The organism is Sphaerotilus sulfidivorans, from assembly GCF_013426975.1.
Classification (GTDB): Bacteria; Pseudomonadota; Gammaproteobacteria; order Burkholderiales; family Burkholderiaceae_C; genus Sphaerotilus; species Sphaerotilus sulfidivorans.
Genome location: NZ_JACCPY010000007.1, coordinates 121358 through 136140 on the forward strand (window position 1 = coordinate 121358; position 14783 = coordinate 136140).

Here is a 14783-nt window from a genome sequence, read left to right on the forward strand (position 1 = left end):
GGCCCTTGCGTCGGGTCAACGTCGATCGATTTCTCATTTCAGGTTCGTCAAGTTGTTCACCACAAGCTGATGCGGCGCACATGGATTTGCCCTTGCGCGCACCGCCCGGCCGGCGCAGAGTCGGTGGCTCCGAGGAGAGAGCGGCCGGTGCGGCCAGGAGAACGCTGAATGACGACGGATGTGAGCCGGGACGAGCGGACCCGGGACGAGACCCCGCTGCCCGCGCAGCCGATCAGCGCCGAGGTGCTGGTCGAGAAGTACGCCAAGGGCGGCGAACGCAGCGCCGCCGAGGTGCGCCGGCGCGTCGCACGTGCGTTGGCGGCCGGCGAGGCGCCGGAATCTCGCGCCCACTGGGAGGCCCGCTTCGTCGACGCCCAGGAGCGCGGCTTCGTGCCGGCCGGGCGCATCGCCTCGGCGGCGGGCACGCCGCTGGGCGCGACGCTGATCAACTGCTTCGTGCAGCCGGTGGGCGACTCGATCGCCGAGCCGGAAGAGGGTTTTCCCGGCATCTACACCGCGCTGACCGAGGCGGCCGAGACCATGCGCCGCGGCGGCGGCGTCGGCTACGACTTCTCGCGCATCCGGCCGAAGGGCGCCTGGGTCGGCTCGACCGACAGCCACGCCTCCGGGCCGGTGAGCTACATGCGGGTGTTCGACCGCAGCTGCGAGACGGTCGAGTCGGCCGGCAGCCGGCGCGGCGCGCAGATGGGCGTGCTGCGCTGCGACCATCCCGACATCGAGGAGTTCATCCACGCCAAGGACCAGGGCGACCTGCGCAACTTCAACATCTCGGTCGGCGTCACGAACGAGTTCATGCGCGCGGTCGAGGCCGACGACGACATCGAGCTGGTCCACAAGGCCGAGCCGGGCCGCAAGATCAAGGCCGCCGGCGCCTGGCGCCGCGACGACGGCCAGTGGGTCTATCGCCGGATTCGCGCGCGCGAGCTGTGGGACCAGATCATGCGCTCGACCTACGACCATGCCGAGCCGGGCATCCTGTTCATCGATCGCATCAACGAGGACAACAATCTCGGCTATTGCGAGACGATCACGGCGACCAATCCGTGTGTCGTCGGCGAGACCCGGCTGGCCACCCAGTACGGACTGATCCCGATCCGCCAGCTGCATCAGAGCGGCGTCGACCTGCAGGTGACGGTCGACCGCCGGGTGTTCGACGAGCAGACGCGTGGCACCGAGGTGCGCCCTGCCGTTCCGGCCTTCATGACGGCACCGCAGGCGCAAGTGTTCCGGGTCGTCACCCGCGAGGGCTACGAGATCACCGCCACCGCCTGGCATGACTTCCACACCACCCGCGGGCGCCTGAAGCTCTCCGAGTTGCAGGTGGGCGACGAGCTGCTGGTCCAGTCCGGCAAGGGCCAGTTCGGCCTGCAGGGCTCGGAGGAACTGGGCTGCCTGCTCGGCCTGATGGCCGGTGACGGGCATTTCACGAACCGTGGCCATGGCCAGGAGGCGGCGGTCATCACGCTCTGGAACGAGGAGCGGGCGCTGGCGAACACGGTGGCCGCCTTCGTCAACCGGGTGCTCGGCGCGATGCAGGAGGGGGGGCGGCTCTATCAGGTCGCGCCGGTCGCGGTGCCGCAGCGCCAGAGCGTGTCGATCCGCTCGACGCTGCTGGCGCGCTGGCTGCGCACGCTGGGCTTCACCCGCGAGACCAAGCTGCAGGTGCCCGAGGTCGTCTGGCAGGGCAGCGAGGACTGCGTGCGCGGCTATCTGCGCGGCCTGTTCCAGACCGACGGCACGGTCAACACCCAGCCGGGCGCCGACACCTGCTCGGTGCGGCTGAGCTCGGTCCACCGGCCCCTGCTGCGCGAGGTCCAGCAGCTGCTGGCCAACTTCGGCGTGCTGTCGCGCATTCACGCCCGGCGCCCGGCGGGAGATCGCCTGCTGCCGGATGGTCGCGGAGGCCATCGCGCCTATGCCTGCCAGGCCTCGCACGAGCTGATCATCGATGGCGAGTCGCGCGATGTCTTCATGCGCGAGATCGGCTTCCTGCTGCCGCTGAAGAACGGCAAGTACCAGGCCTGGGCTGCCGACAAGGTGCTGCGCAAGTCGCAGCGCTTTACCGCCCGCATCAGCGCGATCGAGCCGGCGGGCAGCGCCCCGGTCTACGACACCACGCAGGTCGACCGCAACACCGTCATCTTCAACGGGCTGGTGACCGGACAGTGCGCCGAGCAACCTCTTCCGTCCTACGGCTGCTGCTGCCTGGGCTCGGTGGACCTGACGCGCTTCGTGCGCGATCCGTTCGCCTCGACCGCCTCCTTCGACGAGACCGCATTCTCCGAGGTCTGCGCGGTGGCGGTGCGCATGCTCGACAACGTGCTCGACGAGACGGTCTGGCCGCTGCCGCAGCAGCAGGAGGAGGCCGCGAACAAGCGCCGCATCGGCCTGGGCTTCACCGGGCTGGGCGACGCGCTGATCATGCTGGGCCTGCGCTACGACACGCCGGCGGCGCGTGCGATGGCGCGGCGCATCTCCGAGGTGATGCGCGACGCGGCCTACGGCGCCTCGGTCGAGCTGGCGAAGGAGCGTGGCGCCTTCCCGCTGTTCAACGCCGACCTGTACCTGAGCCGCGGCAGCTTCGCCTCACGGCTGCCGGCCGACCTGAAGGAGCGCATCCGCGCCCACGGCCTGCGCAACTCGCATCTGCTGTCGATCGCGCCGACCGGCACGATCAGCCTGGCCTTCGCCGACAACGCCAGCAACGGCATCGAGCCGCCGTTCAGCTGGACCTACACCCGGCGCAAGCGCGAGGCCGACGGCAGCTTCCGCGAGTATGCGGTCGAGGACCACGCCTGGCGGCTCTACCGCCATCTGAAGGGCCACAACGCGCCGCTGACCGAGGCCTTCGTCACCGCGCTCGAGATGAGCGCCGAGGCGCATGAGGCGATGGTCGCGGCGGTGGCGCCCTTCATCGACACCTCGATCAGCAAGACGGTCAACGTGCCGGCCGACTACCCGTACGAGGACTTCCAGGATCTGTACTTCATCGCCTGGAAGTCCGGGCTGAAGGGGCTGGCGACCTATCGCCCCAACAGCGTGCTGGGCGCGGTGCTGAGCGTCGATCCGCCGGCGGCTGCGCCGGCCCCGGCTGCCGCGCCTGCCGCCGCCGCACCGGCGCTGCCCGCCGCGCCTCAGCCTCAGCCGCTGACGGTGGCCGAGGCGGGCGACGACGGCACCAACCGCCGCCTGCGCCTGGACCGGCTGCCGCAGCCGGTGCTGGCCAGCCTGCGCTGGCCGGGCCGGCCGGAACTGGCCGCCGGCAATCCGGCCTGGAGCTACCTGATCCAGCATCCGCACGGCGACTTCGCGCTCTTCATCGGCGAGCTGCCGGCCGAGGCCGGGCCGGACGCGGGCCTGTTCGGCCAGACGCTGCCCTTCGAGGTCTGGTTCAACGGCGCCGAGCAGCCGCGCGGGCTGGCGGCGCTGGCCAAGACGCTGTCGATGGACATGCGTGCCAACGACCCGAGCTGGCTCAAGCTCAAGCTCGACGCGCTGGCGACGGTGGCCGAGGAGCGCGCCTTCGACATGCCCTTCCCGCCGACCGGCGAGCGTCGGCGCTTTCCCGGCGTGGTCGCCGCCACCGCCGCGGTGATCCGCTGGCGCTGCGAGCAGCTCGGCGCGCTGCAGGAGGGCGGCCCGACGCCGGTGCTCGACGCGATGTTCAGCCGCGAGGAGCCGCGCACCGGCGTCGACGGCACGCTGGCCTGGGCGGTCGACATCGACAATCCGGCCAGCGGCGAGGCCTTCACGCTGACGCTCAAGGAAGTTTCGCTGCCGACGCCCGAGGGCGGCCATGTCACGCGACCCTGCGCGATCGGCTTCGCCGGCAACTATCCGCGCGCCTTCGACGGGTTGGCGCGGCTGCTGTCGCTGGACATGCGCGTCATCGATCCGGGCTGGATCGGCATGAAGCTGCGCAAGATGCTGAGCATCGGCGAGCCGCTGGGCCACTTCATGGCGCCGGTGCCGGGCCTGCCGCCGGGCCAGCGGCGCCAGCAGGTCTGGCCGAGCACGGTGGCCTATGTGGCGCGGCTGATCATTCACCGCTACGCGATGCTGGGCATCCTGGACGAGGCGGGCCATCCGGTCAGCGAGATGGGTGTGCTGGCCCAGCCGGGCAGTGCAGGCGAGGGTGATGCGGCGGCCTCGGCGCCGGCAGCCACGTCGGTGAGCAGCGGCATGCAGGCGGTCGACCGGGTGATGGCCGGCAAGCCGTGCCCGGAATGCGGCAACGCCGCGATGATCCACAAGGACGGCTGCGAGTTCTGCACCGCCTGCGGCTTCGTCGGCGCCTGCGGCTGATCAGAACAGCTCGATCGGCGGCTCGTCCGGCGCTCGGGCTGCACTGGCATCGCCGGTGGCTGCGGCGTGGGCCTTGCGCTGGCTGTGCATCACATAGCCTTCGCGCCAGGTGCCGATCGTGCGGCTCAGCGCCTGCTGACGCTGCAGGTCGGGGCCCTGGCCCGCAGCCTCGCAGTGGCGCGCCAGATGCTCCAGCCCCTTCTGCACCTGCTCGAGCAGCTGCCGGTTGATGTCCTGGAACTGCATCCGCCCGAGCGCCTCGAGAATGTCGTCGCGCACCTCGCGGGTGGTCTGCTCCATCTCGCGCGACAGCTCGTCGACCTGCCGTGCCACCGCGCCGGGCGTGCGCGCGAGCAGGTCGATCTCCTCGCTGATCAGGCCGAGCTCGTCGGCGCCGTGATCGCGGGCCTGCCCGCCGAGCCGGACCCGGCTGCGCGTCTCGATCGCCAGCCGGATGCCGCTGCTGATCTCGCCGGCCGCCTCGGCCGTCATGCCCGAGAGATTGCGCACCTCGCCGGCGACGATCTTGAAGCCGCTGCCGGCCTCGCCGGCGCGGGCGGCCTCGATTGCGGCGTTCAGCGCCAGCAGGTTGGTGTGACGGGCGATCTCGGCGATGCGGTCGGCCCAGGGGGCGAGTGCCTCGACCTGCTGCAGCAGCGAGCGGATCTCGCTCTGGTGGCGCTCGTCGGCCGATCGGCCCGCCTCGCGATGGCGGCCGATCGCCTCCAGCGCGAGCGTCTGCCGGCCGGCCTGCTCGAGCGCCTCGCTCGACAGGGTGCGCGAGGTCTGCAGCAGCCGGTCCATCTCGTGCTGCAGCGCGTCGCAGCGCTGCTGCACCCGCACCAGGCGGTCGGTCATGTCGAGCACCGCCTCGGCCGACGAGCGCTCGGCCGCCGCGAGCTGGCCGCGCAGGATGTCGAGGCCCTGGCGCAGGGTGTCGAGTTCGGCCAGGCTGCCCGCATCGGGCCGGCGCTGCGGCCGCAGGCGATCCCAGAGGCGGCGCATCAGCGTGTCAGGACCTGGTTGACCACCTTCAGCAGGTCGCTGCCGCCCACCGGCTTGACCAGCCAGCCGGTGGCGCCATGCCGCTTGGCCTCGTCGCGCTTGTCGCGCTGGCTCTCGGTGGTCAGCGCCAGGATCGGCGTGAAGCGCAGCAGCTTGCGGGCCTCGCGGATCAGCGACAGGCCGTCCATGTGCGGCATGTTGATGTCGGTGATGATCAGGTCAGGGCGCAGGCCGGAGGTCAGCCGGCGCAGCGCGGCGGCGCCGTCGGGCGCGGTCTCCACCCGGAAACCGCTGATCTCCAGCGATCCCTTCAGGCTCATCAGCATCGTGGCCGAGTCGTCCACCAGCAGCACGCTCTTCATCGCGAATCCTAGTTGTCGCCGAGGTTCGGGCTGGAGCGGGGCTGCTCCGGCCGCATCGGTCACAGATCGACGAAGGCGATGCCGTCTTGACGCACCGGCATGACAAAGAAATTTCGTCTAGCTTCTGTCCATGTCAAATGAACAAGAAAGTCGCGGCTAGCCCGCGTACCGCGGGCACTTTGCATGTCAGCGCAGGCGCCGTGCCGGTGCGGGCGCGCTGAACCAGATGCCCCGCGGCAGGCCGCTGGAGGTGCGGCTGAAGACCTGTCCGCCATGCTCGGTCTGCATGTGATCGAGCAGCTGGGCCGGCAGCACCCGGCGCTGGCAGACGCTGCAGCAGACCGGGCGCATGCGCGCCGAGCCGAGGCTGCCTTGCTGCACCGGCGCGCTGCGGGTGCTGCGCGGCGGATGGTCGAGCTCGCGCAGCACCGCGTCGATGATGGTCGGATTGCGGAAGTCGGGGAGATCGCCGAACTGGGTGTTCATGGCCGGGTTGCCAATGGTTGTCGAGGTGAGGGCATCGTAGGCCCCGACCCGCCCAGCGTCCGCAACCTGGTCGGCTCAAATTGCCGAAATTGAAATAACTGTCAGCGTTCGGATGCGATCGGTACGCGGCAGGCTGGGAATCCCGCCGATTCCATCACGACCGGCTCAGACCTGCCCGCTCAGCCCCTCGACCCAGCGCACGATCTGCGCGGCCGGCATCGCGCCGCTGAGGCGGCCGATTTCCCGTCCCGAGCGGAAGGCCACCAGCGTCGGGATGCTGCGGATCGCATGGCGGGCGCTGGCCTCGGGGCAGGCATCGCTGTCGACCTTGGCGAACAGCGCGCGGCCCTGCAGCTGGGCCGCCGCGGCCTGGAACTGCGGTGCCATCTGCCGGCACGGACCGCACCAGGCGGCCCAGAAGTCGACGATGACCGGCCGGTCGCTGTGCCGCAGCACCGCATCGAGGTTGAGGTCATCGAGCGCGACCGGCCGGCCGTCGAGCAGCGGCTGGTGGCAGCGGCCGCAGCCGGGCTGTTCGCCCAGGCGTGCTTCGGGAATGCGGTTGCTCGCCTGGCAGTGCGGGCAGCTGACCAGGACGGACGGGGACGAGGCGGTGGTGCTCATGGGCAGGGCTCCGGATACGGGTGGGTGCATCGATGCCCTTCAACTGAGGGCGCTGCCCCGTGCTTCAACCGCCGGACGAGGGCAGGGCGGTGTGGAAGCGTCCGCCGTGGAAGATCAGCGGCGCGGCCTCGCCGCGGTAGCGGCACTGCTCGACCTCGCCGACCAGGATCACATGGTCGCCTTCCTCGTGACGGCTGCGGTTGCGGCATTCCAGCACCGCCGCCGCGCCGTCGAGCAGCGGTGCGCCGCCGGCGCCGGCGCTCCAGGCCAGATCGGCAAAGCGGTCGATGCCGCGGGTGGCGAAGCGTTCGGCCAGCTCGCGCTGCTCGGCGGCGAGAATGTGAATGGCGTAGTGCGAACAGGTGCGGAAGACCGGCATCGAGCCGGCCTGCAGCCCCAGGCTCCACAGCACCAGCGGCGGCGTCATCGACACCGAGTTGAAGGAATTGGCGGTCAGGCCGACCGGCGTGCCGTCTTCCGCGCGGGCGGTGACGATGGTGACGCCGGTGGCGAACAGGCCGAGCGCGGCTCGGAAATCCTGTCGGGTGAACGGTGCAGCTTGCATGGGAGGGCATTGTGAGCGATCGCCGTGCATCGTGCGTCCGCCCGGTGCCGGCCGGGTGACGCCTCCTAGAATCGGTGCATGACCGCGTCTGCCCCCACCCCGAACCCGCCTCTCCTGCCTGTCTTGGCGCCCGCCGGGCCGGGCTGGCGGCTGTGGCGGCTGGCGGCGGTGCTGATGCTGGGCTTTGCCTCCGGGCTGCCGCTGGCGCTGACCGGGCAGGCGATGCAGGCCTGGCTGAGCCTGGAGGGCATCGATGTCGCGACCATCGGCTTCCTGAGCCTGGTCGGGCTGCCCTACACCTTCAAGTTCCTGTGGGCGCCGCTGATGGACCGCTTCGATCCGCCGTGGCTGGGCCGGCGGCGCGGCTGGCTGGTGCTGACGCAGCTGCTGCTGGCCGGTGCGCTGCTGCTGATGGCCGGCACCTCGCCGAAGGAGTCGATGCGGCTGTATGCGCTGCTGGCGGTGGCGATCGCCTTCCTGTCGGCCTCGCAGGATGTGGTGATCGATGCCTACCGCACCGACCTGCTGCCCGCGCCCGAGCGGGGCCTGGGCGCCTCGCTGTCGGTGCTGGGCTATCGGCTGGCGATGATCCTGTCGGGCGGCATCGCGCTGATCTGGACCGATCCGGTCAATGCGGGCGGGCCGGCCGGCTGGACCTGGCCGGAGGTCTACCGGCTGATGGCGCTGCTGATGGTGGCCGCTGCCGGTGTCTCGGCGCTGCTGCTGCCGCGGCTGCCCCGGCTGGAGCGGCCCGAGAGCGTCGCGCGCAATGACCTGATCGGCTTCGCCGCGGTGCTGGCGGCGGCGGCGGTCGGCTACCTGCTGACCGACCGGGTGCTGGGGCCCTTGTCGAGCACGCTGCTCGGGCCGCTGCTGGAGCAGACCACGCTGGCCCCGACGCTGCGCCAGCGCTGGGCCGATCTGCTGGCGCTGCTGGCCGGCATCGCCATCACGCTGCCGCTGGGCGCCTGGGCGGCGCGGGTGGCGCGCTTCGAGACGCTGCTGGGCGGCATGGCCAGCTACTTCGCGCAGCCCGGCGCCTGGGCCTTCCTGGGCTTCATCGTGCTCTACAAGCTGGGCGACGCCTTCGCCGGCAGCCTGATGACGCCTTTCCTGCTGAAGGCGATGGCCTTCGGCTCGGCCGAGGTCGGCGTGGTCAACAAGGTGATCGGGCTGTGGCTGACGATCGGCGGCGCGCTGCTGGGCGGCGCGCTGATGCTGCGCCTCGGGCTGTGGCGTTCGCTGATGCTGTTCGGCGTGCTGCAGATGGCCAGCAATCTGGGCTTCTGGTGGCTGGCGGTGCATGGCCAGGGCGCGCTGCCCGGGCTGACGGTGCCGGCCTTCGACTGGGGCTTCCTGAAGCTGGCGCAGGCCACGCCGGTCGACGGCGGGCTGCTGATGGTGATCGCCTTCGAGAACATCTCCGGCGGCATGGGCACCGCGGCCTTCGTGGCCTTCCTGATGAGCCTGACCAGCCAGCGCTTCACCGCCACACAATACGCGATGCTGTCGGCCTTCGCCTCGATCGGCCGGGTCTGGGTCGGCCCGCTGGCCGGGGTGCTGGCCGAGTCGATCGGCTGGCCGAGCTTCTTTCTCGTGTCGACGCTGGCGGCGCTGCCGGCGTTGTGGATGCTGATGCGGCTGCGTCCGACCGTGCAGGCGCTGGAGATCGCGCCGGGCGCGGCGGCGGCCGACGATTGAAGCGGGCCCGCCCCGGCCCCAAGTTCGAGTCTGAGTCTGAAGAGGAGTCCTGACCGTCATGAGCACCCCGATCCCGGAGTTCGTCCACGACGCCACGATCACCACCCCGATCGACCTGCACCGCGGCGACTGCCGCTGCCCGCTGCATCGCCGGCGCCTGTTCACCGGCCTGCTGGCGGGCGCGGCCGCCACCGCCGCCTGGCCGGCCCTGGCCCGCGACGGCGTCGAGGTGGGCGGCAACTCCAAGTTCACCAAGCTGGTCTCGGCCGAGGAGATCGAGGGCGCGGCGGCGGCCCAGTACCAGCAGATGCGCACCGAGGCCTCCGGCAAGAAGGCGCTGGCACCGGCCAGTCATCCGCAGCAGCAGCGTCTGCAGGCGATCGCCGACCGGCTGATTCCGTTCACCTACGAGTGGAACCGGCGCGCGCGCGACTGGCAGTGGGAAGTCAGCCTGATCGGCTCGAAGGAGATCAACGCCTTCTGCATGCCCGGCGGCAAGATCGCCTTCTACTACGGCATCCTGCAGCAGCTGCAGCTCAGCGACAGCGAGGTGGCGATGATCATGGGCCACGAGATGGCGCATGCGCTGCGCGAGCATGCCCGCGAGCGCATGGGCAAGCAGATGGCGACCCAGGGCGTGATCGGCATCGGTGCGGCGCTGCTCGGTCTGGGCGATGTCGGGCGCACGGTCGCCAACATGGGCGGCCAGCTGCTGACGCTGAAGTTCGGTCGCGAGGACGAGTCCGAGGCCGATCTGGTCGGCATGGAGCTGGCGGCGCGCGCCGGCTATGACCCGCGCGCGGGTGTGACGCTGTGGCAGAAGATGATGGAGGCCAGCAAGGGCGCGCCGCCCGAGTTCCTGTCGACCCATCCGGCCGGCAACACCCGGATTCGCGACATCGAGGCCAGCCTGCCCAAGGTCGAGCCGCTCTACGTGCGTGCGCCCCGACCGGCGCGCCAGTTCGGGCCGCCATCGCTGCGCAACTCGGCCGGTTGAGCGCTCACCAGCGCAGCGGCAGCGGGCGGCGCAGCGTCAGGCGCTGGCCGGCCTGATCGATGTAGCCGCCGCGCTCCAGATCCTTCAGCAGCCGGCTGACCATCTCGCGCGAGCAGCCGATGCGGCTGGCGATCTCGGAGTGCGTCAGCCGGGCGTCGATCGGCCGGGTGCCGTCCGCGGTCGGCTCGGCCAGTTCGTCGAGCAGCATCGACAGCCGGCCGTAGCTGTCGAGCAGCGCCATGTTGCGGGCGTCGCGGGTGGCGCTGCGTGCCCGCGCGATGACCCGCATCAGCAGCTCCAGGGCCAGCTCGGGATGCAGCCGCATGTGCTCGAGCAGCAGGCTGCGGGTGAACACGCCGGCGGAGGTGGCCTCGGTGGTGATCACGCTGGTGGCCCGCGGGCCGCCGTCCAGGCTCATCTCGCCGACCATCTCGCCGGGGCCGTGCAGGCCGAAGGTGATCTGGCGTTCGTGGCTGCCGCTGCCCGGGCTCTGCCCGCTCGAGTAGACCCGCACCCGGCCCGACAGCAGCAGATAGATCGTGTCGCCGACATCGCCTTCCTGGATCAGCAGCACGCCCTTGCGGTAGCGGCGCAGCACGGACTGCCGCGCCAGCGCCTTCAGCGCGGGCGACAGGGCCAGACTGTCGAGCAGGCTGTCCGGCGGCGCGGCAGAGCGGGGCGGAGAGATCGACATCGCCGCCGACGATAGGCCAGCGGGTACCGCGGCGCAAGGCGGCTGTCCCGGTGCGCGGCGGGTTTCATCCCAACGGACGAAGGCGATGCACCGCCTCAGTGCGTCCGGGTGTGGCTCAGTACCGACACGATCGGCGGCAGCAGCGCCACCTGGCGCACCAGCGCGCGCAGGCTGCTGCTGCGTGTCTTCTGCCGGATGCTGGAGATCTGCGTGCGCACCGTCGACAGCGCCACGCCGAAGCGCCGCGCGATGCCGGCCGGATCCTCGCCGTCGCACAGCGCTGCCAGCACCATGCTCTCGGCATGGGTCAGGCCGTGCAGCCGCGCGAAATGCTCGATGCTCAGCAGCTCGCAGACCTGGCGCCGGCCGAACACCACCAGCGCGGCATCCTGACCGGGCAGCGGCACCACCGCCACCGTCTCGGGCTGCTCGGTGCCGCCCAGTCCGAGCAGGCGCCTCAGGCCCTGGTGTGCCGCCTGGGCCAGGGCCCGCAGCAGTTCGGCCTCGTCCTGCGGCAGCCGCGCGTGCAGCAGGCCGTCGCGCAGCTGCAGTGCGCCTTGCGGCTGCGTGCAGTGCCGGCGGCCGGTCTGGTTGGCCTGCACGAGCAGGCCGTCGGGCCGCACGATCAGCAGACCGTAGTCGATCTCGTCGAAGGCCTGGCTCAGCAGCGCGACCGACGGCAGACCGCGCAGGCTGGCATCCAGGCGCCCGATCCAGGCCAGCGTGTCGGTGTCGGTGCTGCTGTCGGCCTCCGGTTCGGGCGCGGTCGGTATCGGCTCGCGCCGCATCGCGGATCTCCTCGCGACATCGCAACATCCAGCCGCCCCCCGGCGGCCGATTCCGTCGACATCACGAAGAATCTATCAATTCACGGCGGCGCGCAGGGGGCCAGCATTCACCACCTGGATGTGATGCATTGACCGTCTGACGGTTACGTTGCGCCGTCAGGTGCCGCGCACATAGGGATTGCCCAGGCGCTCCTCGCCGAAGCTGCTCTCCGGGCCGTGGCCGGGAATGAAGACGGTGTCGTCGCCCATCGGCCACAGGCGCTGGGTGATCGAGTCGATCAGCGTCTGGTGGTGGCCGCCGGGAAAGTCGGTGCGGCCGATGCTGCCGGCGAACAGCACGTCGCCGACGAAGGCGCGCTTCATCTCCGGGCTGTGGAAGACGACATGGCCGGGCGTGTGGCCGGGGCAGTGGCGCACGTCCAGCGTGTGCGTGCCCAGCGTCACGGTGTCGCCGTCCTCCAGCCAGCGCGTCGGCGTGAAGGGCTCGGCCACGGGGAAGCCGAACATCCTGCTCTGCTGAGGCAGGCCGTCGATCCAGAACTGGTCGCCGCGGTGCGGGCCGATGATCGGCAGGCCGCGGGTGCGCGAAAGCTCGCCGGTGCCGCCGGCGTGGTCGATGTGGGCGTGGGTGAGCCAGATCTGCTCGAGCTTCAGGCCGAGCCGCTCGACGGTGGCGAGCAGTTCGGGCAGGTCGCCGCCGGGGTCGATGACGGCGGCCTGCTTCGTCTGGTCGTCCCAGACGATGGAGCAGTTCTGGGCGAAGGCGGTGACGGGGAGGGTGTGGTAGCGCAGCATGGCTGGAATCTTGCCAGCCTCGGGAACCGAATCCGGTCCGTGATGTCTCCAAGCCGCAGCCCGCGTTGTTTTCCGATCTCCTGTCGATCCTCCCTGGAGCCGTTCATGCCGCCGATCCTGCCCGCCTCCCGCCGCTCCCTGCTGCTGCAGGGCGCCGGCGTGGTGATCGCCTCTTCCCTGCCGCTCGGGTGGGGTGCCGCCCGGGCGCAGGCCGCTGCCCTGCGCCCGACGCCGTCGCAGACCGAAGGGCCGTTCTATCCGATCGCCCTGCCTGCCGACCGCGACGCCGACCTGCTGCGCAACGGTCGGGCCGTCTACACCCCGCGCCAAGTCGCCTGGGTCGGCGGCACGGTGACCGACACCCAGGGCCGCCCGCTGGCCGGTGGCGTCGTGGAGATCTGGCAGTGCGACGAGGCCGGCCATTACCACCACCCCGGCGATGGTGACCGGGCCGACGCCGCCTTCCAGGGCTTCGGCCAGGTCACGCTGGCCCGGGACGGCCGCTTCCGTTTCCGCACGCTCAAGCCCGCGCCCTACACCGGTCGCACGCCGCACATCCATGTCAAGGTCAAGCTCGGCGGTCGCGAGCTGCTGACGACGCAGTTCTATGTGCAGGGCGATCCGGGCAATGCCCGCGACGCCCTGTGGCGTCGGCTGGACGCCGAGGCGCAGGCGGCGCTGACCCGACCGTTCGTGCCGGGGCCGGACGGCTTTTCGGCCGACTATGCCGTCGTCGTGCGCACCTGAGCCCGCATGGATTCGCTCACTCAGATCGCGCTGGGTTCGGCGGTGGCTGTTGCCGTCATGGGCCGGCGCACGTCGGTGCGCCGCTCGGCCGCGTGGGGCGCGGTGGCCGGCACGCTGCCCGACCTGGACGTGCTGATCGATCATGGCGATGCCCTGCTCGACAGGGTGCTGCACCGCGCCGAGAGCCATTCGCTGTTCTATCTGACGCTGCTGGCGCCCCTGCTGGCCGGACTGGTCTGCCGCCTGCACCACGAGCGCACCCTGTTCCGGCACTGGTGGCTGGCGCTGTGGCTGGTGCTGCTGACGCACCCGCTGCTGGACGCGATGACGGTGTATGGCACGCAGCTGCTGCTGCCCTTCACCCGCCATCCGTTCGGCGTGGGCAGCGTGTTCATCATCGATCCGGCCTACACCTTGCCGCTGGTCGTGGGCGTGCTGCTGGCGCTGCGCAGGCGTGAGGGCGGACCTGGCCTGCGCTGGAACCTGGCGGGGCTGGCGCTGTCGACCGCCTATCTGGGCTGGAGCGTGCTGGCGCAGGACCGCATCGAGCAGGTGGCGCGAGCATCCCTGCAGGCCCAGGGCCTGGCCGCCCAGCGCCTGCTGGTCACGCCGATGCCGCTGCAGACCCTGCTGTGGCGCGTGGTCGCGCTGCCCGAGGATCCGGCCGATCCGCATTTCCGCGAGGCCTTCGTGTCGGTCCTCGACGGGGACCGGCCGGTGAGCTGGGCCGCACATGACCGGGGCGCCGCCCTGATGGCCCGCCACGGGTCGGCGCCGCCGGTGGCCCGGCTGACCGCCTTCTCGCAAGGTTTCGTCAAGCTCGCCGTCACCGCGGACGGCCAGTTGCGCATCACCGACCTGCGCATGGGGCGCGAGCCCGAGTACGTCTTCAACTTCGATCTCGGGCCGCTGCACGCGGTCGGCAGCGTGCCCGCCACCCAGCTCAGCGAGCGGCCGGACTTGGGTCCCGCGCTGCGCGAGCTGTGGCTGCGCCTGCGCAGTCCGTAGACTGCGCCACCGGTCCGGCCACTGTCATGGCGGCCGGCCTTTTTCCTTTCCCCTTTCCCCTGTCCTGTCGTGCTGGAGACCGAGCTTGAAACTGAACTGGAAGATGTCCGAGAACTCGCTGTTCGCGATCCTGCTGCGCTCGCCGTGGTGGATCAGCGTGGCCATCGGTGCGGTGATCGGGCTGGTGGCCTCGGCCGCGCTGCCGGCGGATTTCCAGACGGCGGGCGCCCTGTCGGGATTTCCGTTCTTCGTCATCGCCGTGATGGCCGCACGGCGCCAGCGCGGCCAGCCCAGCGCGGCCCAGGTGGCTGAAACCGCCCAGGCGCTGGGCGCCCTGACCTGGCCGGCCTTTGCCGACCGGCTCGAGACCGCCTTCCAGCGCGCCGGCTACCAGGTGCAGCGCGGCACCGCGCCGGGCGTGGACTTCATGCTGGAGCGCCAGGGCCGCACCACGCTGGTCGGCGCGCGTCGCTGGAAGGCCGCGCGCACCGGGCTGGAGCCGCTGCGCGAGCTGCAGGCCGCACGCGAGGCGGCGGATGCGCAGGCGGCGCTGTACATCGCGCTGGGCGCGGTCACCGACAACACCCGCCCCTTCCTGCGCGAGCACGGCATCACGCTGTGGCAGGCGGCCGAACTCGCGAAGGCCCTGCGCGGCATCTCGCTGGCGCCTTGAGCCGCTCTGGCC

Annotated in this window: 14 protein-coding genes; 6 read left to right on the forward strand and 8 right to left on the reverse strand. The window is 71.1% G+C overall.

Annotated features, from left to right (window positions below; genetic code table 11):
• The first annotated feature begins 168 nt into the window (after nucleotides 1-168).
• Nucleotides 169-4326, forward strand: a complete 4158-nt coding sequence (locus tag HZU84_RS06825) for an LAGLIDADG family homing endonuclease (protein ID WP_149504697.1) — start codon at nucleotides 169-171, stop codon at nucleotides 4324-4326.
• On the opposite strand, the gene HZU84_RS06830 is transcribed toward HZU84_RS06825, so the two are convergent.
• The 5 genes from HZU84_RS06830 to HZU84_RS06850 all read right to left on the reverse strand — a co-directional run bounded on the left by HZU84_RS06830 (nucleotide 4327) and on the right by HZU84_RS06850 (nucleotide 7368).
• On the reverse strand, nucleotides 4327-5331 hold the full coding sequence (locus HZU84_RS06830; RefSeq protein WP_180692834.1) for a methyl-accepting chemotaxis protein: 1005 nt from the start codon (nucleotides 5329-5331) through the stop codon (nucleotides 4327-4329). It lies immediately after the preceding gene.
• On the reverse strand, nucleotides 5331-5693 hold the full coding sequence (locus tag HZU84_RS06835) for a response regulator (protein ID WP_149504696.1): 363 nt from the start codon (nucleotides 5691-5693) through the stop codon (nucleotides 5331-5333). The genes HZU84_RS06830 and HZU84_RS06835 overlap by 1 nt, the downstream gene beginning before the upstream one ends.
• Before the next feature lie 186 nt (nucleotides 5694-5879).
• Nucleotides 5880-6179, reverse strand: a complete 300-nt coding sequence (locus HZU84_RS06840) for a hypothetical protein (RefSeq protein ID WP_149504695.1) — start codon at nucleotides 6177-6179, stop codon at nucleotides 5880-5882.
• A gap of 165 nt (nucleotides 6180-6344) precedes the next feature.
• Complete coding sequence (gene trxC / locus HZU84_RS06845; protein ID WP_149504694.1) at nucleotides 6345-6803, reverse strand: thioredoxin TrxC; 459 nt, start codon at nucleotides 6801-6803, stop codon at nucleotides 6345-6347.
• Nucleotides 6804-6867: 64 nt separating this feature from the next.
• The gene (locus tag HZU84_RS06850; RefSeq protein ID WP_149504693.1) at nucleotides 6868-7368 is read right to left on the reverse strand and encodes a flavin reductase family protein; all 501 of its coding nucleotides are present in this window, start codon (nucleotides 7366-7368) and stop codon (nucleotides 6868-6870) included.
• Nucleotides 7369-7446: 78 nt separating this feature from the next.
• On the opposite strand from HZU84_RS06850, the gene HZU84_RS06855 reads away from it, so the two are divergent.
• Together HZU84_RS06855 and HZU84_RS06860 are read left to right on the forward strand one after the other, a co-directional pair.
• A complete protein-coding gene (locus HZU84_RS06855; protein ID WP_149504692.1) occupies nucleotides 7447-9069 on the forward strand; it encodes an AmpG family muropeptide MFS transporter in 1623 nt (540 codons plus the stop codon).
• Between the two features lie 58 nt (nucleotides 9070-9127).
• A complete protein-coding gene (locus HZU84_RS06860; protein WP_149504691.1) occupies nucleotides 9128-10066 on the forward strand; it encodes a M48 family metallopeptidase in 939 nt (312 codons plus the stop codon).
• Between the two features lie 4 nt (nucleotides 10067-10070).
• Here HZU84_RS06860 and HZU84_RS06865 read toward each other — a convergent pair whose 3' ends face one another.
• The 3 genes from HZU84_RS06865 to HZU84_RS06875 form a co-directional block, all read right to left on the reverse strand.
• Nucleotides 10071-10760: a Crp/Fnr family transcriptional regulator gene (locus tag HZU84_RS06865; protein WP_149504690.1), complete on the reverse strand. Its 690-nt coding sequence runs from the start codon at nucleotides 10758-10760 to the stop codon at nucleotides 10071-10073.
• Between the two features lie 95 nt (nucleotides 10761-10855).
• Complete coding sequence (locus HZU84_RS06870) at nucleotides 10856-11548, reverse strand: helix-turn-helix transcriptional regulator (RefSeq protein WP_149504689.1); 693 nt, start codon at nucleotides 11546-11548, stop codon at nucleotides 10856-10858.
• Between the two features lie 156 nt (nucleotides 11549-11704).
• Nucleotides 11705-12343: an MBL fold metallo-hydrolase gene (locus HZU84_RS06875; RefSeq protein ID WP_149504688.1), complete on the reverse strand. Its 639-nt coding sequence runs from the start codon at nucleotides 12341-12343 to the stop codon at nucleotides 11705-11707.
• A 105-nt stretch (nucleotides 12344-12448) separates the two neighbouring features.
• Between HZU84_RS06875 and HZU84_RS06880 the strand changes: the two genes are divergently transcribed.
• From HZU84_RS06880 to HZU84_RS06890, 3 genes are all read left to right on the forward strand, one after another.
• Nucleotides 12449-13090, forward strand: a complete 642-nt coding sequence (locus tag HZU84_RS06880; protein ID WP_149504687.1) for a dioxygenase family protein — start codon at nucleotides 12449-12451, stop codon at nucleotides 13088-13090.
• A 6-nt stretch (nucleotides 13091-13096) separates the two neighbouring features.
• Entirely contained in the window at nucleotides 13097-14098 is a 1002-nt protein-coding gene (locus HZU84_RS06885; protein ID WP_149504686.1) for a metal-dependent hydrolase, read from the forward strand.
• 85 nt (nucleotides 14099-14183) lie between these two features.
• Nucleotides 14184-14771 (forward strand): restriction endonuclease, encoded by a 588-nt coding sequence (locus tag HZU84_RS06890; RefSeq protein ID WP_244954341.1) that lies wholly within the window; start codon nucleotides 14184-14186, stop codon nucleotides 14769-14771.
• Nucleotides 14772-14783 lie beyond the last annotated feature (12 nt).